This is a genomic window from Streptomyces sp. RLB3-17 (assembly GCF_007113425.2).
Classification (GTDB): domain Bacteria; phylum Actinomycetota; class Actinomycetes; order Streptomycetales; family Streptomycetaceae; genus Streptomyces; species Streptomyces mirabilis_D.
On the sequence record NZ_CP041610.2, the window covers coordinates 11,101,766 to 11,127,817 of the forward strand.

The 26,052-nt window shown below is 69.1% G+C and carries 26 protein-coding genes and 2 pseudogenes; 6 read left to right on the forward strand and 22 right to left on the reverse strand.

The window, feature by feature from the left end; translation table 11 throughout:
- Window position 1 precedes the first annotated feature (1 nt).
- On the reverse strand, window positions 2-1,390 hold the full coding sequence (locus FNV62_RS50000) for a hypothetical protein (protein ID WP_225900687.1): 1,389 nt from the start codon (window positions 1,388-1,390) through the stop codon (window positions 2-4).
- Window positions 1,387-2,613 (reverse strand): bifunctional glycosyltransferase family 2/GtrA family protein, encoded by a 1,227-nt coding sequence (locus FNV62_RS50005; protein ID WP_143652453.1) that lies wholly within the window; start codon window positions 2,611-2,613, stop codon window positions 1,387-1,389. The genes FNV62_RS50000 and FNV62_RS50005 overlap by 4 nt, the downstream gene beginning before the upstream one ends.
- A 74-nt stretch (window positions 2,614-2,687) precedes the next feature.
- Between FNV62_RS50005 and FNV62_RS50010 the strand changes: the two genes are divergently transcribed.
- Window positions 2,688-3,323, forward strand: coding sequence for a hypothetical protein (locus FNV62_RS50010; RefSeq protein ID WP_143630019.1), 636 nt, complete (start codon window positions 2,688-2,690; stop codon window positions 3,321-3,323).
- 13 nt (window positions 3,324-3,336) lie between these two features.
- Here the strand turns inward: FNV62_RS50010 and FNV62_RS50015 are convergent, their stop codons facing one another.
- Both FNV62_RS50015 and FNV62_RS50020 read right to left on the reverse strand, forming a co-directional pair.
- Entirely contained in the window at window positions 3,337-3,843 is a 507-nt protein-coding gene (locus tag FNV62_RS50015; protein WP_054233906.1) for a SigE family RNA polymerase sigma factor, read from the reverse strand.
- 353 nt (window positions 3,844-4,196) lie between these two features.
- Window positions 4,197-4,718, reverse strand: a complete 522-nt coding sequence (locus FNV62_RS50020) for an HAD domain-containing protein (protein ID WP_143610660.1) — start codon at window positions 4,716-4,718, stop codon at window positions 4,197-4,199.
- A gap of 379 nt (window positions 4,719-5,097) precedes the next feature.
- Here FNV62_RS50020 and FNV62_RS50025 point away from each other — a divergent pair, with 379 nt between their 5' ends.
- Window positions 5,098-6,633, forward strand: a complete 1,536-nt coding sequence (locus FNV62_RS50025) for an AMP-binding protein (RefSeq protein ID WP_060896932.1) — start codon at window positions 5,098-5,100, stop codon at window positions 6,631-6,633.
- Between the two features lie 155 nt (window positions 6,634-6,788).
- Here FNV62_RS50025 and FNV62_RS50035 read toward each other — a convergent pair whose 3' ends face one another.
- The 3 genes from FNV62_RS50035 to FNV62_RS50045 form a co-directional block, all read right to left on the reverse strand.
- Window positions 6,789-7,784, reverse strand: a complete 996-nt coding sequence (locus FNV62_RS50035) for a quinone oxidoreductase family protein (protein ID WP_143630023.1) — start codon at window positions 7,782-7,784, stop codon at window positions 6,789-6,791.
- A 353-nt stretch (window positions 7,785-8,137) separates the two neighbouring features.
- Window positions 8,138-9,121, reverse strand: a complete 984-nt coding sequence (locus FNV62_RS50040) for an aldo/keto reductase (RefSeq protein ID WP_143630024.1) — start codon at window positions 9,119-9,121, stop codon at window positions 8,138-8,140.
- A gap of 139 nt (window positions 9,122-9,260) precedes the next feature.
- Window positions 9,261-10,223 carry an alpha/beta fold hydrolase gene (locus FNV62_RS50045; RefSeq protein ID WP_143630026.1) on the reverse strand — a complete coding sequence of 321 codons (963 nt, stop codon included), beginning with the start codon at window positions 10,221-10,223 and terminating at the stop codon, window positions 9,261-9,263.
- A gap of 284 nt (window positions 10,224-10,507) precedes the next feature.
- Here FNV62_RS50045 and FNV62_RS50050 point away from each other — a divergent pair, with 284 nt between their 5' ends.
- A complete protein-coding gene (locus tag FNV62_RS50050; RefSeq protein ID WP_097288280.1) occupies window positions 10,508-11,098 on the forward strand; it encodes a TetR/AcrR family transcriptional regulator in 591 nt (196 codons plus the stop codon).
- Between the two features lie 253 nt (window positions 11,099-11,351).
- On the opposite strand, the gene FNV62_RS50055 is transcribed toward FNV62_RS50050, so the two are convergent.
- The 7 genes and pseudogenes from FNV62_RS50055 to FNV62_RS50080 form a co-directional block, all read right to left on the reverse strand.
- Window positions 11,352-11,702 carry a VOC family protein gene (locus FNV62_RS50055; RefSeq protein WP_097288281.1) on the reverse strand — a complete coding sequence of 117 codons (351 nt, stop codon included), beginning with the start codon at window positions 11,700-11,702 and terminating at the stop codon, window positions 11,352-11,354.
- A gap of 207 nt (window positions 11,703-11,909) precedes the next feature.
- Window positions 11,910-12,232: pseudogene (locus FNV62_RS56425) on the reverse strand (IS5/IS1182 family transposase); the annotation flags it as partial.
- Between the two features lie 151 nt (window positions 12,233-12,383).
- Window positions 12,384-13,907: an APC family permease gene (locus tag FNV62_RS50060; protein ID WP_225900688.1), complete on the reverse strand. Its 1,524-nt coding sequence runs from the start codon at window positions 13,905-13,907 to the stop codon at window positions 12,384-12,386.
- A 165-nt stretch (window positions 13,908-14,072) separates the two neighbouring features.
- Complete coding sequence (locus tag FNV62_RS58240; protein WP_143630029.1) at window positions 14,073-14,291, reverse strand: L-histidine N(alpha)-methyltransferase; 219 nt, start codon at window positions 14,289-14,291, stop codon at window positions 14,073-14,075.
- Window positions 14,292-14,586: 295 nt separating this feature from the next.
- The gene (locus tag FNV62_RS50070; RefSeq protein ID WP_143630031.1) at window positions 14,587-15,432 is read right to left on the reverse strand and encodes an SDR family oxidoreductase; all 846 of its coding nucleotides are present in this window, start codon (window positions 15,430-15,432) and stop codon (window positions 14,587-14,589) included.
- A gap of 89 nt (window positions 15,433-15,521) precedes the next feature.
- Window positions 15,522-16,286 carry an SDR family NAD(P)-dependent oxidoreductase gene (locus tag FNV62_RS50075; protein WP_143630033.1) on the reverse strand — a complete coding sequence of 255 codons (765 nt, stop codon included), beginning with the start codon at window positions 16,284-16,286 and terminating at the stop codon, window positions 15,522-15,524.
- A gap of 212 nt (window positions 16,287-16,498) precedes the next feature.
- The gene (locus FNV62_RS50080; protein ID WP_205522486.1) at window positions 16,499-17,086 is read right to left on the reverse strand and encodes an ester cyclase; all 588 of its coding nucleotides are present in this window, start codon (window positions 17,084-17,086) and stop codon (window positions 16,499-16,501) included.
- 243 nt (window positions 17,087-17,329) lie between these two features.
- On the opposite strand from FNV62_RS50080, the gene FNV62_RS50085 reads away from it, so the two are divergent.
- Window positions 17,330-18,286 (forward strand): helix-turn-helix domain-containing protein, encoded by a 957-nt coding sequence (locus FNV62_RS50085; protein WP_143630035.1) that lies wholly within the window; start codon window positions 17,330-17,332, stop codon window positions 18,284-18,286.
- Window positions 18,287-18,436: 150 nt separating this feature from the next.
- Window positions 18,437-19,027, forward strand: a complete 591-nt coding sequence (locus FNV62_RS58245; protein ID WP_399223762.1) for a hypothetical protein — start codon at window positions 18,437-18,439, stop codon at window positions 19,025-19,027.
- Here FNV62_RS58245 and FNV62_RS57740 read toward each other — a convergent pair.
- The 4 genes and pseudogenes from FNV62_RS57740 to FNV62_RS50110 all read right to left on the reverse strand — a co-directional run.
- Window positions 18,922-19,410: pseudogene (locus FNV62_RS57740) on the reverse strand (SDR family NAD(P)-dependent oxidoreductase); the annotation flags it as partial. The gene FNV62_RS58245 and the pseudogene FNV62_RS57740 overlap by 106 nt on opposite strands.
- 128 nt (window positions 19,411-19,538) lie before the next feature.
- The gene (locus tag FNV62_RS50100) at window positions 19,539-20,684 is read right to left on the reverse strand and encodes an RNA polymerase sigma factor (RefSeq protein WP_143652456.1); all 1,146 of its coding nucleotides are present in this window, start codon (window positions 20,682-20,684) and stop codon (window positions 19,539-19,541) included.
- Window positions 20,685-20,692: 8 nt separating this feature from the next.
- Window positions 20,693-21,100 (reverse strand): YciI family protein, encoded by a 408-nt coding sequence (locus tag FNV62_RS50105; protein ID WP_097288287.1) that lies wholly within the window; start codon window positions 21,098-21,100, stop codon window positions 20,693-20,695.
- A 259-nt stretch (window positions 21,101-21,359) separates the two neighbouring features.
- Window positions 21,360-21,950: a hypothetical protein gene (locus FNV62_RS50110; protein WP_143630037.1), complete on the reverse strand. Its 591-nt coding sequence runs from the start codon at window positions 21,948-21,950 to the stop codon at window positions 21,360-21,362.
- Between the two features lie 131 nt (window positions 21,951-22,081).
- Between FNV62_RS50110 and FNV62_RS50115 the strand changes: the two genes are divergently transcribed.
- The gene (locus tag FNV62_RS50115; RefSeq protein ID WP_143610668.1) at window positions 22,082-22,690 is read left to right on the forward strand and encodes a DJ-1/PfpI family protein; all 609 of its coding nucleotides are present in this window, start codon (window positions 22,082-22,084) and stop codon (window positions 22,688-22,690) included.
- A 480-nt stretch (window positions 22,691-23,170) separates the two neighbouring features.
- Here the strand turns inward: FNV62_RS50115 and FNV62_RS50120 are convergent, their stop codons facing one another.
- The 4 genes from FNV62_RS50120 to FNV62_RS50135 all read right to left on the reverse strand — a co-directional run bounded on the left by FNV62_RS50120 (window position 23,171) and on the right by FNV62_RS50135 (window position 25,879).
- Window positions 23,171-23,641, reverse strand: a complete 471-nt coding sequence (locus FNV62_RS50120) for a DUF5959 family protein (RefSeq protein ID WP_097288289.1) — start codon at window positions 23,639-23,641, stop codon at window positions 23,171-23,173.
- 98 nt (window positions 23,642-23,739) lie between these two features.
- The gene (locus tag FNV62_RS50125) at window positions 23,740-24,273 is read right to left on the reverse strand and encodes a transposase (protein WP_240361424.1); all 534 of its coding nucleotides are present in this window, start codon (window positions 24,271-24,273) and stop codon (window positions 23,740-23,742) included.
- 58 nt (window positions 24,274-24,331) lie between these two features.
- Window positions 24,332-24,811, reverse strand: a complete 480-nt coding sequence (locus FNV62_RS50130; protein WP_313905096.1) for a winged helix-turn-helix domain-containing protein — start codon at window positions 24,809-24,811, stop codon at window positions 24,332-24,334.
- Window positions 24,812-25,159: 348 nt separating this feature from the next.
- The gene (locus FNV62_RS50135) at window positions 25,160-25,879 is read right to left on the reverse strand and encodes a DinB family protein (RefSeq protein WP_143630039.1); all 720 of its coding nucleotides are present in this window, start codon (window positions 25,877-25,879) and stop codon (window positions 25,160-25,162) included.
- Window positions 25,880-26,052 lie beyond the last annotated feature (173 nt).

A 26,052-nucleotide genomic window follows, 5' to 3' on the forward strand; every position in this document is an offset into this window, starting at 1 on the left:
GTTATGGAACGCCGAGTTCGAACAGGGCGTACCCCGCATATGAGCCGGAGGCGAGCGCGGCGATTCCGAGGACGGTGCACAGCACCGGCGTGCTGAGCCGCCGCATGGCGACGGCGCACGGGATGAACAGGGGGAAGGCCGGGAGAAGGTAGCGGGAGATGTTGCCGAAGATCTGCTGGCTTCCCAGAACGAGCGCGATCGTCAGGAGGGTGTGGACGACGAGGACCGCCGGCGGGCGGAGCCGGAACAGCAGAGGCAGGACGATCAGGGCCAGCAGGACCGTGCCTACGCCGATGAGGTCTTCGTAGGGGTAGGCGAAGAGGTAGTCGAAGTGGCCCACCGGGAGGGATGTGAACACGTCGAGGGTGTGCTTGCCGTAGTCGAACGTGTGGGCCCAGGCGCCTTCCTGGAGCTTGAAGTACCCGCTGTAGTCGCCCATCCGGTATCCCACCCAGCCGAGGTAGCCGAACAGGCCGAGGGGGGCGATCGCCACGGCGACCAGCGGGCGCAGCGCCGTGACCCGACGCCTCTTCCCGTCCGGGCCGGGAGCGTCTCCCCAGCGGCGGACCTCCCGCCGTTGCCGATGTACGGCCAGCAGCGCCGCGACGGTGAGCGCCGCGATCAGCGCGGTGGCCGTCGGACGAGTGAGACCCGTGGCGCAGGTCAGGATGCCGGCGGTGATCCAGTGGTGGCGCATGACGGCGTAGCAGGCCCAGGCTGCGAGGGCGACGTAGAGGGACTCCGAGTAGCCCGTCCACTCCATGCCGGATCCGGGCCACACGGCCCAGAGGCCAGCTGCGGCGAGCCCGGCCCGCCGTCCGCCGATCCGTGCGGTGACGGCGTGGATCGCCAGGGCGGCGACGAACGAGGCGGCGACCGAGACCAGCAAGCCGGCGCCGAACAGACCCAGGCCGGTACAGGAGGAGACCAACCGCATCAGGGCGGGGTACAGCGGGAAGAACGCCGCGGAGTTGCCCTCGATGGTGATCAGGCCGCCCGCCCCGGGTACCGGGACGAGCGCGGGGTGGTAGCCGTGCGCGGCGATCTGCTGGTACCACCAGCCGTCCCAGGTGGCCAGGACGTCCCAGGCGTGGGCGCCGCCGCCGAAGCGGGGGTCCTTCTTGCGGAAGTCTCCGGAGGAGTCCAGCAGGTACATGAAGACGCAGAAGCCGATGAGCTTCAGCGCACCGTACAGCGCGAGCACCGGACCGTGCTGCTCGGCCGCCCGGCACACTCGCGCCCACCGCCGGCGGGCGGCGGAGGTGAGGGAGGGAGACGGGGCCGGGGGCACGCCGGTGGTGTACGGCGGTTCCGTGGCGGGCGAACGGCCTTCGGCGTGGAGCCCGTTGCCCTCGTACGACGGAGCGTTCGCGAGGCTCGGGTCGTTCATCGGGGCTCGGCTCCTGTTCCGTTGCCGCGGGGGGCGGCGGTGAACACCCAGGCCCGCAGGAGCAGGAAGCGCAGCAGTGTCGCGACCAGGTTGGCGATGACGAGCACCGCGACTTCCGTGGGCCGCGCGGGCCCCGGTGCCCAGCGGTGCAGCGCGGCGAGCGAGCCGCTGGTGAGCGCCAGACCGAGGCCGAAGACCACCAGACCCTTGGCCTGTTGCCGCACCGCTCCGCCCCGCCCGCGCAGCCCGAAGGTGAGCCGCCGGTTCGCGGCGGTGTTCGCGACGGCGCAGATCAGCAGCGCCCACGCGTTGGCGCTCTGGGGCCCCGCCACCGGGCGTAGGACCGAGTAGAGGAGGACGTACCCGACCGTGCTCACCACGCCGACGGCGCCGAAGCGCAGCAACTGGGCGGCCAGTGGGCCCGGTGGATCACCTTCGGTGGCACGCCGCAGCCCCGCCGTCGGGAGCGTGCCACGGGCGAGCGCCCTGCCGATCCTGGCGATGCCGCGCAGGTCGGCCATGGCCGTCGAGACCAGATCGACGCGGCTGTCGGGGTCGTCCACCCAGTCGACGGGCACCTCGTGGATGCGTAGCCCGGCCCGCTCGGCGATCACCAGCAGTTCGGTGTCGAAGAACCACTCCGAGTCCTCCACCAGGGGCAGCAGCCGCTCGGCGACGTCACGCCGGACCGCTTTGAAGCCGCACTGCGCGTCGGAGAAGCCGACGGCGAGAGTGGAACGCAGCAGGACGTTGTAGCAACGGGAGATGATCTCCCGTTTGGGACCGCGTATCACCCGGGAGCCACGGGCCAGACGGGTGCCGATGGCTATGTCGGAGTGTCCGGAGATCAGCGGGGCGACCAGCGGGAGCAGCGCGTTCAGTTCGGTGGACAGGTCCACGTCCAGGTAGGCCAGTACCGGGGCCCGCGAGCGCGACCAGGCGACGCGCAGGGCACGGCCACGCCCCTTCTCGGCCAGCCGTATCCACTCGGCCTCCGGCAGTTCGGCGGCCAGCCGGGCCGCGATCCGTGGGGTGTCGTCGGTGCTGGCGTTGTCGGCGACGGTGATGCGGAACGGGTAGGGGAACGTCTCACGCAGATGTGCGTGCAGCCGCCGCACGCTCGGCTCCAGATCCGTCTCCTCGTTGAACACGGGGACGACCACGTCCAGTACGGGTTCCGGGTGGTTGGCCGGCAGCGGCAGGCGGAGCGGCAGTCGGTCCATGGGCAGTCCCGTCGCGAGGTTCATCGGGGAGGACCGTGCGGTCTTGGTCATGGTTCGTCCAGGTTTCTGTGCTGTTGAAGGGCATACCGAAGGCGCTCACGGCGGAGCAGCGATCGGGGACCAACGCCGGGGCGGAGCGGGGACAGGGGGCGGCGCGGAAATTCAGTGGGGGAGCGGCCGGGACGGCCGGCCGTGCGCTCGGCGGCTACCCGGTGCCGGTCGCGCTGACGAACGACGAGGGCTCGACTGTCGTCGTCGGCGGGGACGACGGCGTGATGCTTCCGCTCGGCGTGGCCGGGACGGTGGCCGGCGGACCGGGAGTGGCGGTCCCGGAGGGCGCGGTGCCGACCGAGCTCGAACTCTCTGTCGCACTCTGGGTCGTGATCGGTGCCGTGGGCGTGGTGGGCACCGACCCGGTAGGACTGGTGCTGGGGGGTAGGGTCGGAGACGGCGTGATGGTCGCGGAGGAGGAGCCGCTCGAGGGCCGCGGCACCGGGGCCTGGGGCTGGTCGCGGTCCGGCGCGTGTGGCAGCAGGACCAGGCCTACGCCGAGCCCGGCGGCCACCAGTACGGAGCCCACGGCCTTCTGCGCCGCGCGGACCCGGCGGCGGACGAGTACTCCCGTCCTGAGCCGGTCCTGCTGTGCGGGCTCAAAAGGGGTGTACTCCTGGGTGTCGCGCATCATCCGCGCCAACTCCCGCTCGAAGTGATCCATGCTTCCCTTCACCCCACCGGCTCGATGACATCGGCCAGGATCTGACGCAGTCGCGCCACACCGCGTGACGCGTGGGACCGGGCGGTGCCCAGCGGGCATCCCAGAACCTCCGCGACCTGTTTCTCGGGCAGGTCCTGGTAGTAACGCAGCACGACGGCGGCCCGCTGCCGCGGCGGCAGCTGGGCGAGGGCCGCTTCCAGCCGCGTCCGCTCCACCACGGCGGCGGACTCGTCCCCCGTCTGTGCCAGGTCGGGCAGCTGCTCCACGGGCCGCTCACCCCACCACCGCCGACGGGCGGAACGGGCGGCCGCGCGGGCCAGGACCTTGCGTACGTACGCCTCGGGCGCCTCGTCCGCGACCTTCGGCCAGACGAACCAGAGCTTGACCAGGGCTTCCTGGAGCAGGTCCTCGGCACGGTGCCGGTCACCTCCGCAGAGCAGACGGGCGAGGTGGAACAACGCCGACCAACGGGCCGCAACGAACCCGTCGAAACTCTCGGCCTGAGCCCGTTCCATCCGCACCGTCCCCGCACTTGCCAACTTCGTACACCTGGAGAAAGACGTTGGTGAGCACCTCGCTATGCACTTCCGACGCGTGATGCGGGTCACGTCCGGCGCGGAGACCGCGGGGCGGGCCCGCCCCGGCTTCCCGGCGATCCGACCAACAGGGCACGGATGCGGCGCGGTTGCCCATCGCTCGGCTCGCGGGAGGTGCCAACGGGCCTGAGTGGGACGCGTACTTGAAGGACGACCATCGGTGATCCGCGGTTCTGCCGAGCGAATCGGACCATGACACAGGCTGGACAGGCCCCTACCGAGTTGGGGCCCGGCGATGGGCCGACGGCTACCTCACCTGCTCCACGAGGGAGTCAGAACAACCGCCGCAGCCAGGAGCCGATCGCCGCATAGTCGTGATCAGTCAGACCACGGCGGGGGTCGACCCGGTGGAGCAGGGCGTTCGCTGGATGGTGAGCGGCGACCCACGCCCGATCGGTGTCGGTGATCTCGTCGTCGACCCAGACGAACGGGCGCCCCGCCGCCCATTCGACAAGGGTGCGGGTCTTCCAGTGCAGTCCGTTCCGCTCGTCCTGCTCATCGATGTCGGACGGTTCCGGCCAGACCACCACAGGCAACTGCGGCAGACCGATGCGCGGGGCGATGCACTCGTTCGCGTCAGCCATCCACGTCGTGGCCCAGACCACCTCACACGGGAGCGCCGCCAGCCGAGGCCCGTGCCCGGGATCGAGTCGGGCCAGGAGCGGATTCGCATCGGCATCGAGCGGTTCGGGGCAGCCGGCATGGGCCGGATACTGCTCCGCCGCCACACCGAACGGGATGAGCGGTCCGTCGACATCGAGAAACAGCAGCGGACGCTGCGGAGAGCCAGTCACGCCGGCACGATAGCCGCGGAGCGCAACGGGGACCGGACCGTGCACCGCGCCGGCACCGCTCGCCGTCAGGGTCGAGCGCCACGATCGTCGCCAGCACCGTCGCGGGGCCCCGGCGACTGGCGACCGATGGGATCGGGTTCGCGGCCGGCGTGGTCGGGCACGTCACGCGGAGTACCGTCGGCATGGCCCTGCAGGACGGTTCGCGTACGGTCCGCGACGACCGGATCGGAGGCGGTTTCGGGGGCGTCGCGGTGGTCGCCGCTTCGGCCGACACGGTCGGGTGGTACAGAGTTGTTCGCAGGGTGTCGGATGGCTTGTCGGGATACGCGAGGGCGTGGCGGGATAGAGGCTCTGTGTCGTTCAACCTTCGGAGGCTGTGATGATCGTCCCGTTCGGGGTCCGCGACTTTCTGGACCGTGCCGTCACCGTGTATGCCGACCGGGTGGGTGTGGTGGACGAGCCTGACCAACCGGCCGAGGTCTGGGAGGGGCTGACGTACGGACGGGTGGGGGAGCTGGCACGGGCTCAGGCCGCCGGACTGGATGCGCTGGGTGTGCCGCTGGGCGCTCGCGTGGCGGTGGTCTCGCCGAACAGCGCGCGGCTTCTGACGTCGTTCTTCGGTGTCAGCGGTTACGGGCGGGTGCTGGTCCCGGTCAACTTCCGCCTGACGGCGGACGAGGTGAGCTACATCGTCGGTCACTCGGGGGCCGATGTACTCCTTGTCGATCCGGAGTTGACGGAGCGTCTGGCCGATGTCAGCTGCAGGCACCGTTTCACGCTCGGCGCCGCAGCCGATGCCGAGCTGTACCGCTTCGGCACTGCCCCGCAGGCCTGGGAGCCGGACGAGAACGCCACCGCGACCATCAACTACACCAGTGGTACGACGGCCCGCCCCAAGGGGGTGCAGATCACCCATCGCAACATCTGGGTGAACGCGATCACCTTCGCGTTGCACGCCGGGGTGACGGACCGGGACGTGTATCTGCACACGCTGCCGATGTTCCATGCCAACGGCTGGGGCATGCCGTTCGCGATGTCGGCGCTGGGCGTGCCACAGATCGTGCTGCGCAAGGTGGACGGGGCCGAGATCCTGCGTCGGGTGGCCGAGCACGGTGTGACGGTGATGTGCGCGGCGCCCGCGGTCGTGGGGGCGGTGCTGGCGGCCGCCGAGTCCTGGGAGGGGGAGATCCCCGGCCGGGATCGGGTGCGGATCATCGTCGCGGGCGCTCCGCCGCCGACCCAGACGGTCGCGCGCGTGGAGTCGGAGCTGGGGTGGGAGTTCATTCAGATCTACGGCCTGACCGAGACCTCGCCACTGCTGACCGTCAACCGTGCCCGCGCCGAGTGGGACGGCCTCGCCGCGGCGGAGCGGGCGGAGAAGCTGGTGCGGGCCGGTGCTCCCGCGCTGGGCGTGACGCTCAGGACGGACGCCGAGGGTGAGGTTCTCGCGCGCTCGAACGTGGTTCTGGAGGGGTATTGGGAGCAGCCGCAGGAGAGTGCGCGGGCGTTGTCCGGGGGCTGGTTCCACACGGGGGACGGGGGGTCGATCGGCGAGTACGGCCATCTGACGATCAGTGATCGCAAGAAGGACGTGATCATCACGGGCGGGGAGAACGTGTCGTCGATCGAGGTCGAGGACGTCCTCTTCAGCCATCCGGCGGTTGCCGAGGTCGCGGTGATCGGGGTGCCTGACGAGAAGTGGGGCGAGACCGTGAAGGCGCTGGTGGTTCTTGCTCCCGGCGCGCGGGTGACGCAGGACGAGCTGATCCGGTTCTGCAAGGAGCGTCTTGCCGGCTTCAAGGCGCCTACTTCGGTCGAGTTCCGGGAGGAGTTGGCGCGTACGACGACCGGCAAGCTCCAGAAGTACAAGTTGCGGGAGCCGTATTGGGAGGGCCACGAGCGGGGCGTCGGCTGAGCTGTCTCACAGGGCGCACCGGCATCGCACGGGGGTGCCGTGGCGAGAACTGCCTGCGCGTTTCGGCAAGGGGAGAACTGCGTACGCGAGACATCGGCGCTGGTCGTCGATCGTTCCTGGAAGTGAGGCGCCCCGTCGGGCAGATTGACGTGGGGTCAGGTGAGCGAGAGAAGGATTTTGCCTCGTCCTGTACCGGCTTCCAGGAGGTGGTGTGCCTTCGCCGCCTCGGCCAGGGGCAGGGTCCGCGTCACCCCGGGACGGATCCGCCCCGCCGCGAGCAACCGGAGTGCTTCGCCGAGGTAGTCGCCTATCCGCTCGGGAGCCCGACGAGCGAGGTCGCCGATGTTGAACCCGGCGATGGTCCGGTTGCCCTTCCACAAGTCCCACACCGAGGCCGTCCACTGCTCGTGTCGACCGAGGTCTCCGTAGGCCACCAGGCGGCCGAACGGCGCCAGCACGGTCAGGCTTTGCTCACGTATCGGCCCGCCGACGGGATCGAGGACCAGGTCCACGCCCCGGCCACCGGTCACCGCGGCCAACCGCTCCGCGAAGCCTTCACGCAGAAACACTCCGTCGTAGCCCAACTCGGCGGCGTACGGAATCTTCTCCACCGAGCCGACCGTGCCGTATACCCGGGCGGCTCCCAGCTCCCGGGCCAGCTGCGCGGCCGCAGAGCCCACACCCCCCGCCGCGGAGTGGATCAGCACATCTTCCCCCTCCCTCAGCCGACCGGCGTCCTTGAGCACACCGAAGGCCGTCGGAAAGACGCACGGCAGTCCCGCTGCCTCGGCCAGGTCTGCCTCTCCCGCCCCGGTGCGCAGAGACCTGACGAACCGTGTGTCCGCGGTCACCACCTCGGAGTAGCCACCGAAAGCCGGTAGGTACGCCGCAATGGGCTCACCGACCTCCAGCCCGCTCACCCCCGCACCGAGCGCGGCAACAGTCCCAGCCACTTCCAGGCCGGGAACGTCCACTCCACCAGGCCCGTCCGGAGTGCCGAACTCGCCCCGGCGGTGCTGGATCTCCGCGAAATTGACGCCCGCGAAGGCGACCCGCACAGTGACCTGGCCGGCAGTCGGCACGGGATCGGGCAGATCCAACGTCTCCAGTACCTCGACGCCTCCGTTGACTCGGAACCCGACCGCCCGCATGCGACGCTCCCCTCATCGTCACGACCCTTCCGGAGTGGGCCGTACGAGGTCGGCAACCCGGGTGATGATCTTCGTATTCCCGCGCGGCCCAAGCCTCCGTCCACGACGGCGCCCCCGTGGCCGACGCCGGATCAAGCTCAGCATCCCGGAATTTCACGGCACCGTCGCTGTCACGGCGATCCGGCTCCGGCTCCGGGCGCGATGGGCTGCATGGGGCCCTCAGCCCTGCGTCAAGTCACACCGCTCGGCCGCGAACCGCCGGGCCAGGGAGACATGCCGGACAGGGCCTGAGGGTTGCTCGGCGCATCGTGGTTCCGGTGATCGTCTGACGTGCACTGGTGCCCGCTTGATCGTCAGACGTGCACCGGTGCCCGCTCGTCCAAGAGGCCTTCGCTTCGCAGATCGTCCCAGACCTGAGCCGGGACCTCCACGCCGAACGCCGCCATGTTGCGGCGTACTTCGTCGGCGGTACGCATGCCGACCACGATGCCCGAGACGGCGGGGTGACGGAGCGGAAAGGCCATGGCCAGTTCCGGGAGCGTCACACCGTGTGTTTCGCAGACATCGGCGATGCGATGCGCGCGCTCCAGCGTCCGCGGCGCGGCGGGCGCGTAGTCGAAGGTGGCACCCTCGGCAGGTCGCGCCGTGGCGAGCAGCCCGGAGTTGAAGACCGATGCCGCGAGTACCGAGACCCCCCGGTCCGTGCAGGCGGGCAGCAGTTCGTCGAGGGCGCTCTGGTCCAGAAGCGTGTAGCGGCCGGAGAGCATGACCACATCGACGTCCGACTCCTTGACCAGCCTGGTCAGTTTGCCGGGGTGGTACATCCCCGCGCCGATCGCGCCCACCACTCCCTGGCCGCGCAGTTCGGCGAGCGCCGGACAGCCCTCGCGCAACGCATCCTCGAAATGCTGCTCCGCGTCGTGCAGGAACAGCACGTCGATGCGGTCGACGCCGATGCGCTCGAGCGAGTCCTCCACGCTGCGCAGAATGCCGTCCCGCGTGAAGTCCCACACTCGACGATGTGTGGCGGGCACCATGAAGCTCTCGTCCATCCGGCCCGCCGGGTCCTGCGGGACCAGCAGCCGACCGACCTTCGTCGACAGCGTCACCTCCTCACGCGGCTTTCCGCGCAACAGCCCACCGGTGCGGCGCTCGGAGTGTCCGATGCCGTAGTGCGGAGAGGTGTCGAAGTAGCGGATCCCGCTGTCCCAGGCTGCCTCAAGGGCTCCCGCGGCGGTCTCGTCGTCCAGCGGAGCGAAGAGTCCCCCGAGTGGTCCGCCACCGAAGCCCAGTTCCGTGACCTGCACCTTGCTCTTCCCAAGCCGGTTTCGCCTCATCCACCGTTCCCCTCGTGCGGCTGGTGACGCGACCATCCTGCCGCGCCCCGTGCCACGTTCCCAAGGGAAATTTCGAGGTGCGCGAACTACTGGCGCACGGCGCCGATCCGCATCTCCGAAGAGCCACCTCAGGCTGGGCTCAGGCACAGGCCCTGAGGAATTCGATGAGCGCCGCGCTCACCTCGTCCGGGCGTTCCTGCTGAGTCCAGTGTCCACAGCCGGCCAGTTTGAGGGGCTTGCGCCAGAGGTTGGGCATGAGGTCGGGAAGGCGCTCGATGAGTTCGGGAGTGCCGGGGAATGCCGGGACCAAGTCGCGGTCGCCGTAGATGTACAGGGCGGGCCTGGTGACGACGGCGCCGTGCCAGGGAGCGGTCAGTTCCCAGTTGCGGTCGAGGTTGCGGTACCAGTTGAGGGCCCCGGTGAAGCCCTTGGAGAAACTCTCGGTGAGCGCGTCGAGATCGTCCTCGGTGAACCAGTCCGGCAGCACCTCGGGGTCCGGCATGGTCGCGAGCCAGCCCCGCTCGGGGTCGACCAGCGGCTGCTTGCCCTCGCGGGCGCCCGGAGCGTCGCCGGAGGCCGAATAGAAGAACTTCCGCAACGCGGTGCGGGTGTCCTTGGCGAACTCGGCGTCGGCGACACCGGGGCGGTTGAAGTAGTTCCAGTAGAAGCGGCCTTCGAACCTCTTCTCCATGGCGGCCAGCGGAGGCTCCGTCCCCCGGAACGGGGGCGGCACGCTCAGACCCGCCACCCCGAGCACCATGTCCGGTCGCAGCAGCGCGGTGTGCCAGGCGACCGGCGCGCCCCAGTCGTGCCCGACGACGTACGCCTTCTCCTCGCCCAGGGCGTGGATCAGTCCGACGACGTCGCCGACCAGGTGGAGGATGGTGTACGCGTCGACGTCGTCGGGATGGTCGCTGCGTCCGTATCCCCGCTGGTCGGGGGCGACCACGCGGAAGCCCGCATCGGCCAGAGGGCCGAACTGGTGGTGCCAGGAGTGCCATGACTCGGGGAAGCCGTGCAGGAGGATTACCAAGGGGCCGTCGCCTTGTTCGGCGATGTGCAGCCGAACGCCGTTCACGTCAACCATTCGATGCTCAACCATGTGCGTCAGGGTACGTGTCGTGATCTTCGGGCTGGGCTCACCGGCAGCCCGCCTCACTCGTGTCGAAGCGAGCCGGCGAAGCGACTGGCGCAACGGCGAACGGGGTCAGGTCGGCGCACAGGCCGGTCGGCGAGTGCGCGTCTTTCGTCCGGGCGGAGCCTGTCGGCGGCAGACGGCTTGGGTGCCGGTCCCGGGTCTGCCACAATGCACGAAAACGGAACTTTGCTCCGTAGGAGATACGAGGCACTGTTCTGTTTCGCAAGTCTCATGGAAGGATCGCCGCGGTGAACGACAGCGGTCAGGGCGCGGGCAGTGCAGCGGGATCGCAGCGCAAGGACGCCCGGCGTAATCGACAGAGCTTGCTGGATGCGGCCGCCGCAGTCTTCGTCACCTCGGGCGTAGAGGCGCCGGTGCGCGACATCGCGGCCAAGGCCGGTGTCGGGATGGGCACGATCTACCGGCACTTCCCGACACGGGCGGACCTCATCATCGCGGTCTACCGTCACCAGGTCGACGCCTGCGCCGAGGCCGGTCCGGTTCTTCTGGCGAGCTGCGCCAGTCCATACGCCGCGCTGGGGCAGTGGATCGACCTGTTCGTCGACTTCCTGGTCACCAAGCACGGACTCGCTGCCGTGCTGCAGCCCGACAACGCCGGTTTCGACACGCTGCACGCCTACTTCCTCGACCGGCTCGTGCCCGTGTGCAACCAACTGCTCGACGCCGCGGCCGGTCGCGGCGAGATCCGCTCCGGTCTCGAGGGCCTTGAGCTGATGCGAGGCGTGGGCAACCTCTGCGTCGGTGCGGACAGCGATCCGCGCTACGACGCACGCCGACTGGTCGGCCTCCTCATCGCCGGACTGCGCCAGCCGCAGTGACGATCGGCAGGGCATCCGACGCAGGCTGCCCCGCTCCAGTCGGGATCGGCGCGAAGCGCGAGATTTCCTTGGTACCGGACATGATCGTCACCGCCGGCCAGCGACCCCTCCCCCTACGGATCGTTGCTCATCGGGCAAGAGACTCGCCGACCCCAAGTGGTTCCCCTGACCGAGGAGTGCGACGGCGGTCGCGTCGATCCGCGCCCCCTGCTCGTGGGTGAGGTCGGGAACGAATCCCGAGTGCCGGGATGCCTCACAGTTCGGTGGCCCGCTCGTGGCGGGGCTCGTACAGGCCCACCTCGCCGCCGCCCGGCAGACGGAACCTGGTCAGCCGCCCCCAGCGCGCGTCGGTGACGGGCTGCGTGAACTCCACCCCCTTCGCGGTCAGACTCTGCACGGTCGCGTCGACGTCGTCGCACATCAGATAGAGCTCCTGTGTCTCCGGGCCGTCCGTGGGATGCACGGCGATCTCGGTCGGCGGAAGCTTGAAGATCAGCCACCCACCTCCCACGTCGACATGCGGATACTCCAGAACATCCCTGAAGAAGACCCGGTCCGCTTCCGCGTCACGGCTGTAGACGATGATGTGCCCACCATTGATCATGCGCCCAGGGTAGGTCCTGACACGGACAGCGCGGTGCTGCGTCGCCGCACAGGGTGTTGCGGTTCATTGCCGGTCAACCGCCCGAGCAGAGCCGGTGGCGGGATCCCCGGCAAGTGGTCAACGGTGTGTCAAGGCGACCGCGGGCCGGAGCACACCGGACCCTCAACAGCCGTCAGCTCGCCCGCCCGGAACCTACCAGGCCAGATGCCCGTAGATCGGCGCTCCTGTAGCCACCACCAGCCGACCAGCGGCGTGATGACGACCTGCGGGTTGGAGCGAGTGCCGATGGTTCTTGCTGGAGGCGGCGACGCGGGGCGGACGCGGTCGGTCGCGGACTTCGAAGTCCCGAACACGGGCACCATCTGACCCGACGCCAGGTTGGTACCCCAGGATGCGGCCACCAGCAGGACTCGGTCAGCCAGTGGCAGCCGGCACGACCGGCCCGGCTGCCTATCACCGCCGCGGCACCGCACCAACGCCACCAGCTTCCCGAACTGCGCCTCGGTCGGCTCGGAGAATGGCTGGCCCACAGCTCGAGTACCGCGACGAACTCGGCCGCCAGCCCCGCCCCGTCTCCGCTCATTTCTTGTGTTCCCACGGGTGCAGGCCGGACAGGGTTGCCATCGGGTCGCGGTTCACCACGGGGAGCGCGGCCTCAGACTTCGGCCACTGGCCAGGCGCTCACCCCTGGGTCACTCCTGTGGCGGTCGTCTTCTCGGTCTTGGCACGGGTCGGGGCGCCGAGTGCCCAGAAGATCACGCCCGTGACAATGAAGACGGCCAGCGGCACCGCCTCCGTCAGCAGATAGGTCCAGCGCTCGCTGTAACTCCAGCCGTCCGGTCGGAAGTCCGAGCTGAACCAGTCGAAGGGCGCGCCCGGGACCAGCAGTTGCACCGACGCGAACAGGATCAGCAACGTCAGCACGATCGCGATCGGCCAGGCAGCGGGAGCCCGGTAGGCACGCTCCACCTGCGGGTACTTGCGGCGGAGCACCGGCAGCGCCGGGAAGATGCCGAGGTAGCTGATGAGGGTCGTGGAGACGGCGAGCCCGAGCACGGCGCCGAAGAGCTTGCCCGCGTCACCGCCGGTGAGCTGGTGGGCGAGGATCAGTACGCCGGTGGAGAGCACTCCGCTGAGCAGGTTGACCCGGACCGGCGTGCCGAACCGCTCGGAGATCACACCCAGGGCGCGCGGCGCGGCGCCGTCGTACCCGGAGACCGCCAGCGCACGGTCCGATCCCATGATCCAGGTGACGCCCGAGGAGAGCACAGTCAGGATGAACATCACCGCGGCCAGATCGCCCAGCACGGTCCCGGCCCCGCTGAGGGTGACCGTGCCGTCGGAGGCGACGTGGCCGCCGTAGACGGTGAAAACCTGGCGGATGGCGTCGAGGAAGCCGCCGAGACCGGTGATGGCCTTGACCGGGAGGACCAGCAGGATGCCGAGAATCGGCAGGCCGTACAGCAGCACGCCGAGCCCGGCGGCGCGGAAGATGCCGTACGGGACGTCCTTCTGCGCGTCGGTCATCTCGTCGCCCGCGGTGTTGGGCAATTCGAAGCCGACGTAGTTGAACATCAGGACCGGGACCAGACCGACGAAGCCGGCATACGTCGGGGAGAAGTCGCCGAAGCCGAAACCGTGCAGGCCGTGCTTGAAGGCGTAGATGACCACGGTGAGCGTGAACAGGCCGAGCAGCACGAAGCGGGACCACGCCCCGGCGGTGGGGATCCACTTGCCGACATCGAAGGAGAGGATCGCCGCGAGCACGCCCACCCAGATGAAGAGCAGGGTGAAGACGTAGAAGGCGGGGGTGCTCAGATCCTTGCCGTCATTGAAGAAGGTGGTGAACGCGGCGACCGCTGAGACGGAGAGCGTGCCGCCGAGCCAGACCGGATTGGTCACCCAGTAGAGGAAGTTGTTGACCGCTCCGGCCAGCCGTCCGAAGGCCCGGCTGGTCCAGATGTATGGGCCGCCCTCCTCGGCGAAGGCCGTGCCGAGTTCCGCGGTGAGCAGCGCTGACGGGACGAAAAAGATGACGGCCAGCACGATCAGCCAGGTGAACGCCTCCGCTCCGGAAGCGGCCACCGTACCGATGGTGTCGAGGCCGACGAGGGTGCAGACCAGGAAGAACAGGATGTCGAAGCGGCCGAAGTGTTTGCGGAGTTTGTTCCGCTCGGACTCCGCCGCGAGAGTGGTGGTATCCACCTCTATTTTGGACAGACCAGCGGACACCCGGGCCTCCTGCTGACAAGCGTCGTTATGTTCGGCACATGGTGTGTCGGTGATCCGACAGGCGACAAGGGTTGAATCCCATTCTTGACCAAATCCCAAGTTCGGCGCACCGCCGGAAACACCGGCGAAATGTACTCGCTACGTTGCGGGGAAAGTTAGTGACCGTGTGAAGCGACCGCCCGAATCGTTCCAACGACGGCCGAGTGCGAACCCGGCCGCTGCCGACTCCACGCGGATGCCGCCCTGGCGGAATTTCCCGGAGATCTCGGTGCGCAGCGCCTCGACCAGGGCGAAGTCGACAGCCGGATCGGACGCCGGGTTTTGGGCTTTTAGGGCGGAACGGGCTTTCATTCGCATTTCGACATTTCGACCTATTCTTGCTGGCGGCCCCCGAGCGCGACGTCATCGGCTCGTCCGTCGACACCGGTTCGGTGACGCCGAAGCGGCGGTGCGCTGCGAATGCCGTCACTGCTGTGTGCGAACACCTGCCATGAGGCGACGCCTCCGTCGCCGCAGCGGCGACGGAGGCGTGATCGACGTCCTGATCAACTCGCCGGTGTGCACGGTCCGCACGGCGATCCCAGTGAGCCCGCCTGACCGGTCCGGACGGCCGAGACCAGCGAGGCGTCGGCGGCACCAACCGTGTCCACTTTCAGGCGCTGGCGTCGTCGTATGCCAGGTTGCCGCCCAGTTCGCGCGAAGCCTGGGCCTGGGCGAGGAGTTCCTTGGCCTTGGCCTCGACGCCTTCGATGGCGTCCGCGCCGGCGACGAAACGCAGCAGCGGCTTGTCCTGGTCGGCGATGGCGAGCAGGGCGCGGGCGAGCTTGGCGGGGTCGCCGGTCTGTCGGCCGTTCATGTTCTTCCAGGCCGCGACGGTGGCGGTGGTGCGCTCGGCGTAGTCGTCGATGGTCGGCTCGGGCCAGGTGGTGGAGGCGTCCACGAGCAGCTCGGTGCGGAAGAAGCCGGGTTCCACGACCGTGGTGCGGATGCCGTAGGGCTCCACGTCGTAGCGCAGCGACTCCATCCAGCCCTCCACGCCGAACTTGGAGGCGGCATACGCGACGCAGAACTCCTGACCGATCAGACCGGCGGAGGAGGAGAGCGTGATGATGTGGCCGGCGCGCTGCTTCCGCAGAACGGGCAGGACAGCGCGGGTGACGTTCATCGGACCGAAGAGGTTGGTCTCGATCTGCCGGCGCATCTGCGCGGGCGTGATCTCCTCGAAGTAGCCGGCGAAGAAGTTGCCGGCGTTGTTGACCAGGACGTCTATGCGGCCGAAGCGGTCGACGGCGGCCTGGGCGGCGGCCTCGGCGTCCTCCAGGCTGGTGACGTCCAGCTTGGTGACCAGCAGGTTGTCCTGCGGTCCGCCCAAGCTCTTCTCGACTTCTTCGGGGCGGCGGCCGGTGGCGACGACCTGGTGGCCGGCGGCGAGGGCTTCGCGGACGATGTCCGTGCCCAGCCCGCGTCCGGCGCCGGTGACGAGAATGACCTTGCTCATGAGGGGTTCCTTCCAGGTGCCGTGGCGCGGCACTCGGTGTCGTGCGGTGATGACGCGTGGTGCCCGTCCCGGTGGTCGGCCGGGCGGGGTCAGGCTTGGTCGGTGGGCATGATCCACAGTTCGCCGATGGAGGCGTGGCGGGGCCGGGTGACCATGTAGGCGACACCGTCGGCGATGTCGTCGGGGGTGAGGACCTCGGTCGTCTCGTAGAAGGGGGCGATCATCGCGCCCTGGATCTCGGGGTTGTTGTGCGAGCCCAGTTCGGTGTCCACGCCGCCCGGCTCCAGGACGCCGACGCGGACGTGCCGTTGGGTGACTTCCTGGCGCAGGGACTCGGTGAAGCCGTTCACGCCGAACTTGGTGAGGTTGTAGACGCCGTAGCCGTTCCAGGCGACGCGGCCGGCGATCGAGCTGATGTTGACGATGTCGGCGACCTTGCGGGGGCCGGTCTCGGCGGCCTTGAGCAGGTGTGGGAGAGCGGCGTGGGTGGTGTGGAGCAGGCCCTGGACGTTGACGGCGAGCATGCGCTCCCACTCGTCGACGTCCGCGCCGACGACGGGGCCCAGGAGCATCAGGCCGGCGTTGTTGACCAGGGTGTCGAGGCGTCCGAAGTGCTCGACAGCCTGCTGTACGGCCGCCTCGGCCTGGGTGCGGTCGGTGATGTCGGCTTCCACCACCAGGGCGGTGCCGCCCGCCTTCTCGATCTCGGCGGCGATGCCGTCCAGACGGGCCTTGCGGCGGGCGACAAGGGCGACGGAGGCGGCGTCCTCGGCGAGTCGGCGGGCGGTGGCCGCGCCGATACCGCTGCTCGCGCCGGTGACGAGCGCGACGGTGCCGGTCAGTTTCGATGGCATGGGGGTGTCCTGTTCTCTTTCTTTGGTTCTCTGGATGCGCCGTGCGCGGCTGCGAGGTGCGGGGGCGGCGGGGCGGACCCGTCCGTGCCGAGGGGCGAGGCGCGCGGGTCACCGCATGGGCGAGGCGAACGCCGGTCACCGCATGGGCGTGGGGGCGGGTGCGGCGGGGGAGGGGGAGCGGGCGCAGGGGATGCCGGGGAATTGGGGCGCTGCTACGCGGCCGGTATGGCGCCCATCTGCTGGAGGATGCTCAGCATGTCGAGCTGGGCGCGCTCCTCGACGATCTTGCCGTGGGCCAGGCGGTAGAACGCCATGCTCTCCGCGCGGATGGCCCTGCCCGTTGCCTCGACGCCGGCGAACGGTCCCTTGTGGGTGCCCGTCATGGTGTAGCGGATGGCCACGGTGTCGCCCTCGGCGCGCATGTCCTCCACCGTCCACCTGAGGTCGGGGAATGCCTTCATGTTCGCGGCGACGATGCCGAGATAGGTGTCCCGACCCTGCTGCGTCCGGCCGCCGAAGTGCATGACGATGTCCGGGCTGATGAACTTCCTCGCCAGTGCCGGGTCACCGGTGGGCAGGAACTCACTGGTGAAGCGCTCCATGATGCGTTTGTTCACCCGGGCGGTCCCCTGGTTCCACTGGTTCCACGAGAAGGAGTCCGCGGCGGCGCGTGACGTCGACCCGGAGTCGGTGGTGCCTCCCGCCGTGCCGGCCGCGTCCGCAGCACCCGCTCCGAAGGCCGAGAGGGTGAGCGCTGCCAGCGTCGTGAGTACGACGGCCGGTTTGGTGTGTCGACGCATTGTTCGTCCTTCTGATGCTGTTCCGGAGGATCGTGTTGCTGTTGCGGAGAATCGCGGCGCGGACGGCTCCGCTGCGAGGCCGGCAACGAGCGGCAGATGTGCCGCCGCATCCGGGCGATTCACACCACCGTGGGCGGTGCACCATCTACGGAACCGGTTGTCACGGGGCGGCGGGAGACCCTGATGAGAGGGGGTACTGAGAGGGACCCCCAGCCGTGCGGAAGCGCTCGTAGAGTGGAGCCCATGGCAGGCAGAAACGTCCCTTACGACACCGACCGTGATATCCGTGGCGATTTCCGTGCGGAGATCCGGGAATTCCTGGGCACGCGGCGGGCGAGGGTCACCCCGGAGCAGGTCGGACTGCCCGTGTACGGAGACCGCCGACGGGTCACCGGGCTGCGCCGCGAGGAGGTCGCCCTCCTCGCGGGCATCTCGAGCGAGTACTACACACGCCTGGAGCGCGGCAACGCCACCGGCGTCTCCGAGAGTGTCATCGACGGCATCGCGCGAGTGCTGCGGCTCGACGAGGCCGAGCGAACCCACCTGCTGGACCTCCTGCGCGGCGCCAACACGACCCGTCCGCCGCGCCGCCGCCCGGCCCAGCAGCGCGTCCGCCCCACGGTGCAGCGTGTCCTCGACTCCATGCTCGGCACGCCCGCGTTCGTACTCAGCGGACGCCTGGACATCCTGGCCGCCAACCTTCTCGGGCGCGCGCTGTTCTCGCCGGTCTACGCAGACCCGGTGCGGCCGCCCAACAACGCCAGGTTCGTCTTCCTCGACCCCGGCGCGACCGAGTTCTTCCGCGACTGGGACAAGGTCGCAGGCGACACGGTGGCCATGCTGCGCGCCGAGGTGGGCCGCGATCCCTACGACCGGCGACTGTCGGACCTGATCGGGGAGCTGTCCACCCGCAGTGAGGAGTTCCGTCGCCGCTGGGCCGCCCACAACGTCCGGATCCACACCTCGGGCATGAAGCTCCTCCATCACCCGGTCGTCGGCGACCTCGACCTGCCCTTCGAGGCCTTCCCACTGGGGACCGACGCCGGCCAGAGCCTTCTCACGTACACCGCCGAGCCCGGGTCACCTTCGCAAGAGGCCCTGAACCTCCTGGCCAGCTGGGCCACGGCCGACGACGACATCGAGCGGTCCGCGCCGACCAACGACTCCGAGCCGACCGAGTCGGCCGAGACACCTGATTGATCGCCGGGCGGGTGTGTCGGTCCGCGGGAGCCGTCAACGCCTTCGGCCGCTCGCGCAGCCTGGATCCCGTCCGACGTCGGGCTGCCCGTCGGCGGCGGCACCCGCCGCGTGAAGGGCCTGCGCCGGGAGGAGGTCGCCGTGCCGGCGGGCGTGAGCGCCGACTACTACATCCGCCTGGAACAGAGCCGCGAAACCAACCCCTCACCTCAGGTCGTCGACGGGCTCGGCAGGGCACTGCGCCTGAGCGCCGATGTGCCGCGGATCCTGTTCACCCACCCGCGGGCCCGCAACGTCTTCCGCGACTGGAAGTTGGTCACCAGCGCGACCGTGTACGCACTGCACCTCAATGCGGCCGGTTCAGCGACGCCCCCGAGATCAGCGACCTGGCCCAGGAACTGCTGGAGGTGTCAGATGAGTTCCGGACCCTGTGGAACGACCAGACCGTCGGGGTCCCCCACCCGCGCCTACAAAGTGCAACCCCTCGGACAGGGCCCGCAGCGCGTACTTGGTCGCGCAGTACACCGCGGCCGTGGGGTCGACCCGCTGGGCGGCGGTGGACGCGATGGTGACGAGTGCCCAGACCGGAGCTCCAGCATCGACGGCAGCACGGCCGCGATGCCGTGGAGCACACCCCACAGGTTCACGTCGATCATCTGGTGCCACTCCGCGACGCGTAGGGCTGCCAGCGGTACCAGCGGCATCACTCCCGCGTTGTTGACCAGCACGTCGATGCGGCGATGACAGGCCAGCGCTCCCTCGGCGGAGGCATGGACGCCGGACGGGTGGGTGACGTCCAGTTCGGCGTACTCGGCGCTGTGCCCGGCTGCGCTCAGCCTCTTGGACGCCCATGACACGAGGACGATCTCGCGGTCGGACGGGATGGAAGTCGTGGTTACAGGACTCTCTGGCGTGGGCTGAAGCTCGGTAGCGGCGATCCCCGACAACCCGACCCTGTGGTACTCGGCGTCGATTTCGCGCGGAAGGCGTTGAGTCACCGCCGAGTTCGTGCGCGGCACCCGCCCGCCCGGCAACGGTGGGTGGGGACGATGGCGACGAGCCAGAGCGGGTCGGGTGTGTGCCGGCGCCCTCGGACACCCCGGCAGCCTCAACCTTGGCTTCCCCACCGGCAACGCATCGTGCAGCTGTTCGCGACCGCCTACTCACGTGGAGGCGCCCGATCTGGCTCACATCGAGGCGCCCGCTCTGGCCACGGGGCCGCGCCGAGTGCTGCGGGCAAATCCGAAAGCGACCGTCAACGACCCCCGCGGGCGTTGAGCCGGGCGGCCTGGCGCGTCAGGTGGTCGCGTTCGGCGAGGTTGGGGGCCTTTTGGGCCGCCTCGGTGTACAGCTGTGCCGCCGTTGTCAGGTCGCCGTCCCGCTCGTGGAGGTAGGCCGCCACCGCGGTGTGGCGGGGCAGTGTGTCGTCCAGCGCCGCGAGTGCGGCCAGGCCGGCGCGCGGTCCGTCGGCCTCGCCGACGGCCACCGCGCGGTTGAGTCGGACGACCGGGGTGTCGGTCAGGCGTGCGAGCTCGTCGTACCACTCGACGATCTGCACCCAGTCAGTCTCCTCGGCGGCGCGCGCGTCGGCGTGGAGTGCCGCGATGGCGGCCTGGGCCTGGAACTCGCCCAGCCGGTCGCGGGCGAGGGCCGCCTGGAGGATCTCGACGCCCTCGGCGATCGACTCGGTGTCCCAGCGGCCGCGGTCCTGTTCGGCGAGCGGCACCAGGCTGTCGTCGGGCGCGGTCCGGGCGGCGCGCCGGGCGTGGTGGAGCAGCATGAGGGCAAGCAGCCCCGCCACCCCTGGGTGGTCGATCGCGGCCGCGAGCTGCCGGGTGAGCCGGATGGCCTCGGCGGCGAGGTCGACGTCGCCGGAGTAGCCCTCGTTGAAGACCAAGTAGAGGACGCGCAGCACGGTGGCGACATCGCCGGGCTGGTCGAACCGCACGCCGGAGACAGTGCGCTTGGCCCGACTGATGCGCTGCGCCATGGTCGCCTCGGGCACAAGGTAGGCCTGGGCGATCTGGCGGGTGGTCAGCCCGCCGACCGCTCGCAGCGTGAGCGCGACCGCGGACAACGGCGTCAGCGACGGGTGGGCGCACAGGAAGTACAGCTGGAGCGTGTCGTCGACCGCGGTCGCGGGCCCGGGCGCCGGCTCCTCATCGACGCGGTCCTCGCGCCGGCGGCGGGCGGCGTCCGCCCGGGTCGCGTCGAGAAACCGGCGCCAGGCCACGGTGACCAGCCAGCCCTTCGGGTCCCGCGGCGGGTCGGCCGACCAGACGCGGACCGCCTCGACCAGCGCGTCCTGCACGGCGTCCTCGGCCGCCGCGAAGTCGGCTCCGCGGCGGACGAGGATCCCGAGCACGCTCGGCGTGAGGCTCCGGAGGAGGACCTCGTTCACGTCGGCGATCATTCCGTAATGGTGGGCTTCACGCCCAGGAACGGACGCAGCTCCAGCCACTCGTGGATCGGCTTCCCGCCCGCCCCAGGAGCGGCCGACAGTTCCCCGGCCAGCTCGACGGCGCGCTCGTAGGTGTCGACGTCGATCACCATCCAGCCGGCGATGAGGTCCTTGGTCTCGGCGAACGGGCCGTCGGTGACCGGCGGGCGCCCCTCGCCGTCGTACCGGACCCACGTCCCCTCGGGCGCGAGCGCCTGACCGTCGACGAACTCGCCGGTCTTCTCGAGCCGGGCCGCGAAGTCGTTCATGTACTGCACGTGGGCCGAGATCTCCTCCGGCGCCCACTGGTCCATGGGCACGTCGTTGACCGCAGCCGGAGCGCCGCGGTAGTGCTTGAGCAGCAAGTACTTGGCCATCGTGTTTCTCCTCGATGCTGGTCCGACCCATTGTGGTCGCGTTCATTACGGGGACGGAGCCGGCCACGGGTTCTCGACATCGCCGTACGAATTCTTTTTTGGCTCTTGTAGATGAGCCTGGGGCCAGATGCGTTCGTCGTTGGTCTGGTGCGAGTCGTCCTGGGCCGAAGATTGCGCCGGTGGTGCTGTCTGATGCCGAGGATCGTCCCGGAGAGTGCGGACGGGCAGGCGTTTGCGGAGGTCGTCCGGCGGCTGGGCATCACCGCGGACACCGTTCGTGTCTGGGGTCGGCGCTTACTGGGGCGTCGGTTCGACGGCCTGTGCGACGGCCATGGCCCGGTGTCTCACGAAGGATGACCGACGCCGACGTCGAACCGGTCATTGCGAAGACGCTGGAGGAGACCCCGAAGGACGTCACTGGCTGGTCGACGAGGTCGATGGCCGCGGCGACCGGGATGTCGCAGTCGGCGCTCTCACGGATCTGGCGGCCATTCGCCGTTGCAGCCGCACCGGGCCGAGACGTTGAAGCTGTCGAGGACCCCTTGTTCATCGACTGCCGACGAATCTCCGGCTCAGGACACTGGTAGCCCTTCAGGAGATCGCGGACGACGCCGGTGTTACACCGGACCTGGTCTCGGGTGTGCCGGTACCGGCCGAAGTGTTGGATCAGACAGAACTGCGCGAGAACCTCGCGGAGGCAATCGTCGACTTCTGGAAAGACGCCGACGGACAGTCGCGTGCGCGCCCACTGACGGAGGGCGAGCACGGTTGTGCTCTCGCTGAGCTGGAATGAACTGAGTCTGGAGAGCCTCGGGACGTCGGCGGGCCGGCGGGTCAGCGGGACAAGCACGTACGGTGCTCAGGCTCGGAGCTTGAAGTGCCGCGCGGCGGTAGGCATGCCACCGTCCGAGGATTGGCCCGTGCTCCGGAACGGCGAGCCAGGGAAACTTGAGATCTGTTGCCGTGCTTGAAGGAGTTGTGATGCAGGTAGCCGTGGTCACCTTCGACGGGTTCAACGAGCTCGACAGCTTCATCGCTTCCGCGCTGATCAACCGGTGCCGTAAGGACGGCTTGGAAGCCTTCATCACGACGCCGACGCCGGTGGTCACGTCGATGAACGGAGTCGAGGTGACCGGGCAGCGCCCGATGGAGTTCGTGACCGAAGCCGACGCCGTGCTGATCGGCAGCGGAGTGAAGACGCGAGACGTGGTCGCCGACGACCGACTGATCTCCAGGCTGCCGCTCGACCCTTCTCGACAACTGATCGGTTCACAGTGCTCCGGCGCACTGGTCCTTGCGCGGCTCGGTCTGCTGGGTGGCATGCCGGCTTGCACGGACATGACGAGCCGGCCCTTTGTCGAGGCCTGCGACGTCACCGTGCTGGACGCGCCGTTCCACGCGGAGGGGAACGTCGCTACAGCGGGAGGCTGTCTGGCGTCCCAGTATCTCGCCACGTGGGTGATCACCCGGATGCTCGGGGAGGACGCCGCGCGCGACGTCATCGGGTACGTGGCTCCGGTCGGCGAAAACCAGGAGACTGTCGCGCGCGCCATGCGTGCCTTCCACGCGGGAGAGGTCGTACTGGGCTGATGCCCCGCAAGCAGTCCTGCGAGGCCGCCTGCGGTCATGGCGACGACTCCTGAGCGCATTGAGGGCGTGGCGTTGACCGAGCAGTCGTGACACTCGTCGTGCTGCGCTTCCAGTTGCCGCATCAGGTGCCGACCGAGCTGCACTACACGAGCCGGTCTGCGGCTGCGTACGTGGGAGGACCGCTCGCGTACGCCGACAGCTACGACAGTAGCCGCGGCCGATCCCAGCGCCTGACTCGTCCTGGCCGGACCGGCGGCCTACTGACGCTTGGAACCAAGCCGTCAGGGCAAACACACTGCAAGCTCAACCTCAGCAACACTCAAGACCCTGAGCCGCGATTGCACCGTCTTACGAGAATGACCTACTGAACTTGAACTCGAGATGTCGGCCAGCCCAGTTGGTCTGTCTGGCTTATGGGTGTGCGGCCGCCCTCGACGACGAAGGCAGCGGCTTGGTCCCCGATGGCCGTGCCTGAAGTATTCAGTGCCTACGGTCTGGACTCCACTCGTAGACCATGGGGGCGGTCTCGATGACTTCGCTTGGCCAGACCTGCTGAAGTCGGTCCAGTCGGACCCGGTGATCCTGGATCCAGTCGTCTTGTGGCCGGATCCAGAAGAATGTGGAGAGCCGGTCGGGATCGTTGATCGTCACGCACACGGACTGATCCTCGTTGAGTCGAAGGCCAAGCTCCAGACCCCGGCCGCCGCCGATTCCCGCGTTGCCACCGGGCACCAGCCCTTCGAGCTCGTGCTCCCAGGCGGAGAGATCCCGCTGCAAGAGGTAGAGCTCGAGGCGTGCGTCGAGGAAGCTGGTGGACACCAGGACATCGGCGCGCAGGGTGTCATGGCCGGTCAGAATGCCGGGCTGATAGCGCCCAGTGACGCGAACGATGCACCGGTCGCCGTCTGCGTCCGCCAGGTGAATCAGGTCGACTGGTTCCGGCTCTCCCACAGTGTGCCTCCGCTTGGCCTAGCTGGTGTGAGTAGCGTGCATCCTCTCTCAGGGGGTGCGTGCGGACGTAGGAGACCCCCAACAAACGTTCGACGCGATCAGCGGTCCAGGACCAGGCCGGTGCCGGTGGCGGTGAGACAACCGTCGATCACGCGGGGTCGGTACTGCAGCATCTTGAGCTTGCGCTTCACAGCGCGGGTGATCTGGCTCAGGTCGGCGGCGGCGAGGTTGCCGATGTCGCGCTTGACCAGGGACCCTACGCCTTCTTGCGGGTTCAGGTCGGTTGCGTTGGTGGGCAGTTGGAACACGGTGAGCCAGTCGGCGCTCGCGGCGATGAACTCGCGCAGCGGAGCGGTCAGGTGGATGCGGACGTTGTCCCAGACCTGCACGATCGGTCCGCCGAGCTGGATGTGGGCACGGACCAGCAGGTCGCGGAAGTCCCGCGAGCCGAAGCCCTTCGGTTGGTCCTTGCGCCCGTTGTACTCGCGGACCGAGGAGATCAGTCGGGACCGCTCGCCCGGCTTGTAGCAGGGCATGCCCGCCATCGACATTCGTCGCGAGCCCCGGCCCCGCACCCGCACTACCGGGGTCTGTCCGATCCGGCCCCAGGTCCTGGCGCGCGGCGGCGTCATCGACTGGCCGGCCTCGTCCTCAAAGACGATCCAGCCGCCGCACGCCGCCGCGATGCTCTTACCCGCGGCCAGACCTCCCTTTTTTCCAGAGCTCTACCGCGTCGTCGTCACGCTCGATCGCGCGGTGAGTGGGCTGCTGCCAGGACCACCCATGCCGCATCAACTGTCGCCACGTGCCCTCCACCGTGTAGGAGACGTGGAACAGCCGCCCGATCAAGTTCTTGACGCGCCCGAGAATCCATCGCTGGTCAACCCAGCCATGTGCGAGCGGGCCGCGCTCCAACTCCCGCTCCAGCCGGGTGATCTGCTTGTCAGAGAGCCTGGGGCGCCCGGGTGAACCCTCCGAGACGACACCAGCCGCACCGCCTTCGCGCCACTGCCGTCTCCACCGCTCCACCGATCGCTCTGACACGCGCAGCGCGGTGGCGACAGCGCGGTCCGTCGCCCCGGCCTCGAGCCGGGGCACCGCATCCAGGCGCACCCGCTCCCGGGCGTCCCTTTCAGCGTCGGTCAATCCACCGCCCTGCGCATACCTCACAGCGAAAGCATTGCAGCGCCCCAGGCTTACCGCTCAGCCGAACGGCCCCGACATCGCCCGATCAAGTTCAGTAGCTCGTGTGCAGGTCTGACGAGAACATGTTCCGGCGAGCACTCGCCGCGCGGGCCGAACGGCTCGTCGTCGTGGCCTTCGCGCCCCCGGGCCCCACCGCACCGCGGTGATCGAACAACTCGATGCGCTGACAGCCGAGTTAGGTATGACGACTCCGGGGGCCGCCATGGTGTTGGGCGAGAGACTGCTCGGGCCACTCACGCTTGAGGGGTTACGAACCGCAAGCCGTCGCGTGGGCCGGAAAGGCCATTGAACACCCTCGCGGCGCGTCCGGGCCTACCCGGGAGTGGTGACGCGGGCCCGCCACAGGTCGCGGAGCAACGCGATCTCGGCCATGTGATGGATGAATTCGAGGTTGGTCCCCGACAGCACGGCAATGTATGGGTCGTCGGGGTCGGAGGCGTATGGGTACTGCGAGAAGCCGACCATGTCGAGTTGCTCGTCGGTGAGGGCGGCGACGTCGTCGCGCCAGCGGTCGATCAGCGCCCAGAACCGCTCGAGTGCCACGGCGGCGGAGGGAGTGAAGTCGACCAGCGTTTTCGGCTCCTGCCGACGTTCACCGAAGGTCCACTCCCATCCCCCCGCGAAGTGGAAGTGCAGGTGCCCCAGCCGCCACGCGATGGTCGTGATCGGCGTCGTGTCGGGCTCCGGCGTACCGATGTGGGCGAGGATCTGCTCGACCCGCTCGACGCTCACACTCCAGTCGTCGGCGATCTTGGCGACGGTCATGCCGCCGGCGGCCTGCCGGGCGACCTCGGCGTACTCGCTCGCCGGGATGTCCGCCTTGCCCAAGTCGAGCACCCACTCGCCCGGCCCGAACGCTCTGGGCGTCGCCGCCTCGCCCCGACGCCGGATCGACCAGCAATCAGGCGTCGGCTCCCACAGGTACTCCTCGTCGCCGAGCCCCGTCAGCCGCACCTGGGCCATCTCCCTGGCCTGGTCGAACTGGCTGAGCAGCAAGCCCAAACGGTCGGTCCGCACGCCTTCGGTCTCCATGCATTGGTTCCCTTCGCCGTCGCGTCTCGTACCTCACCACGCTCAGGCGGAAGTTAACGGCTCACCACACGAGCCGCCACCGATTTCCTGGCCAGGCATCTCCGGTGAGCCGAGACGTCTGTCTGATGCCGTGACCACACACCACACAGGTTCGCAGCGTTGGTGGCGAATGG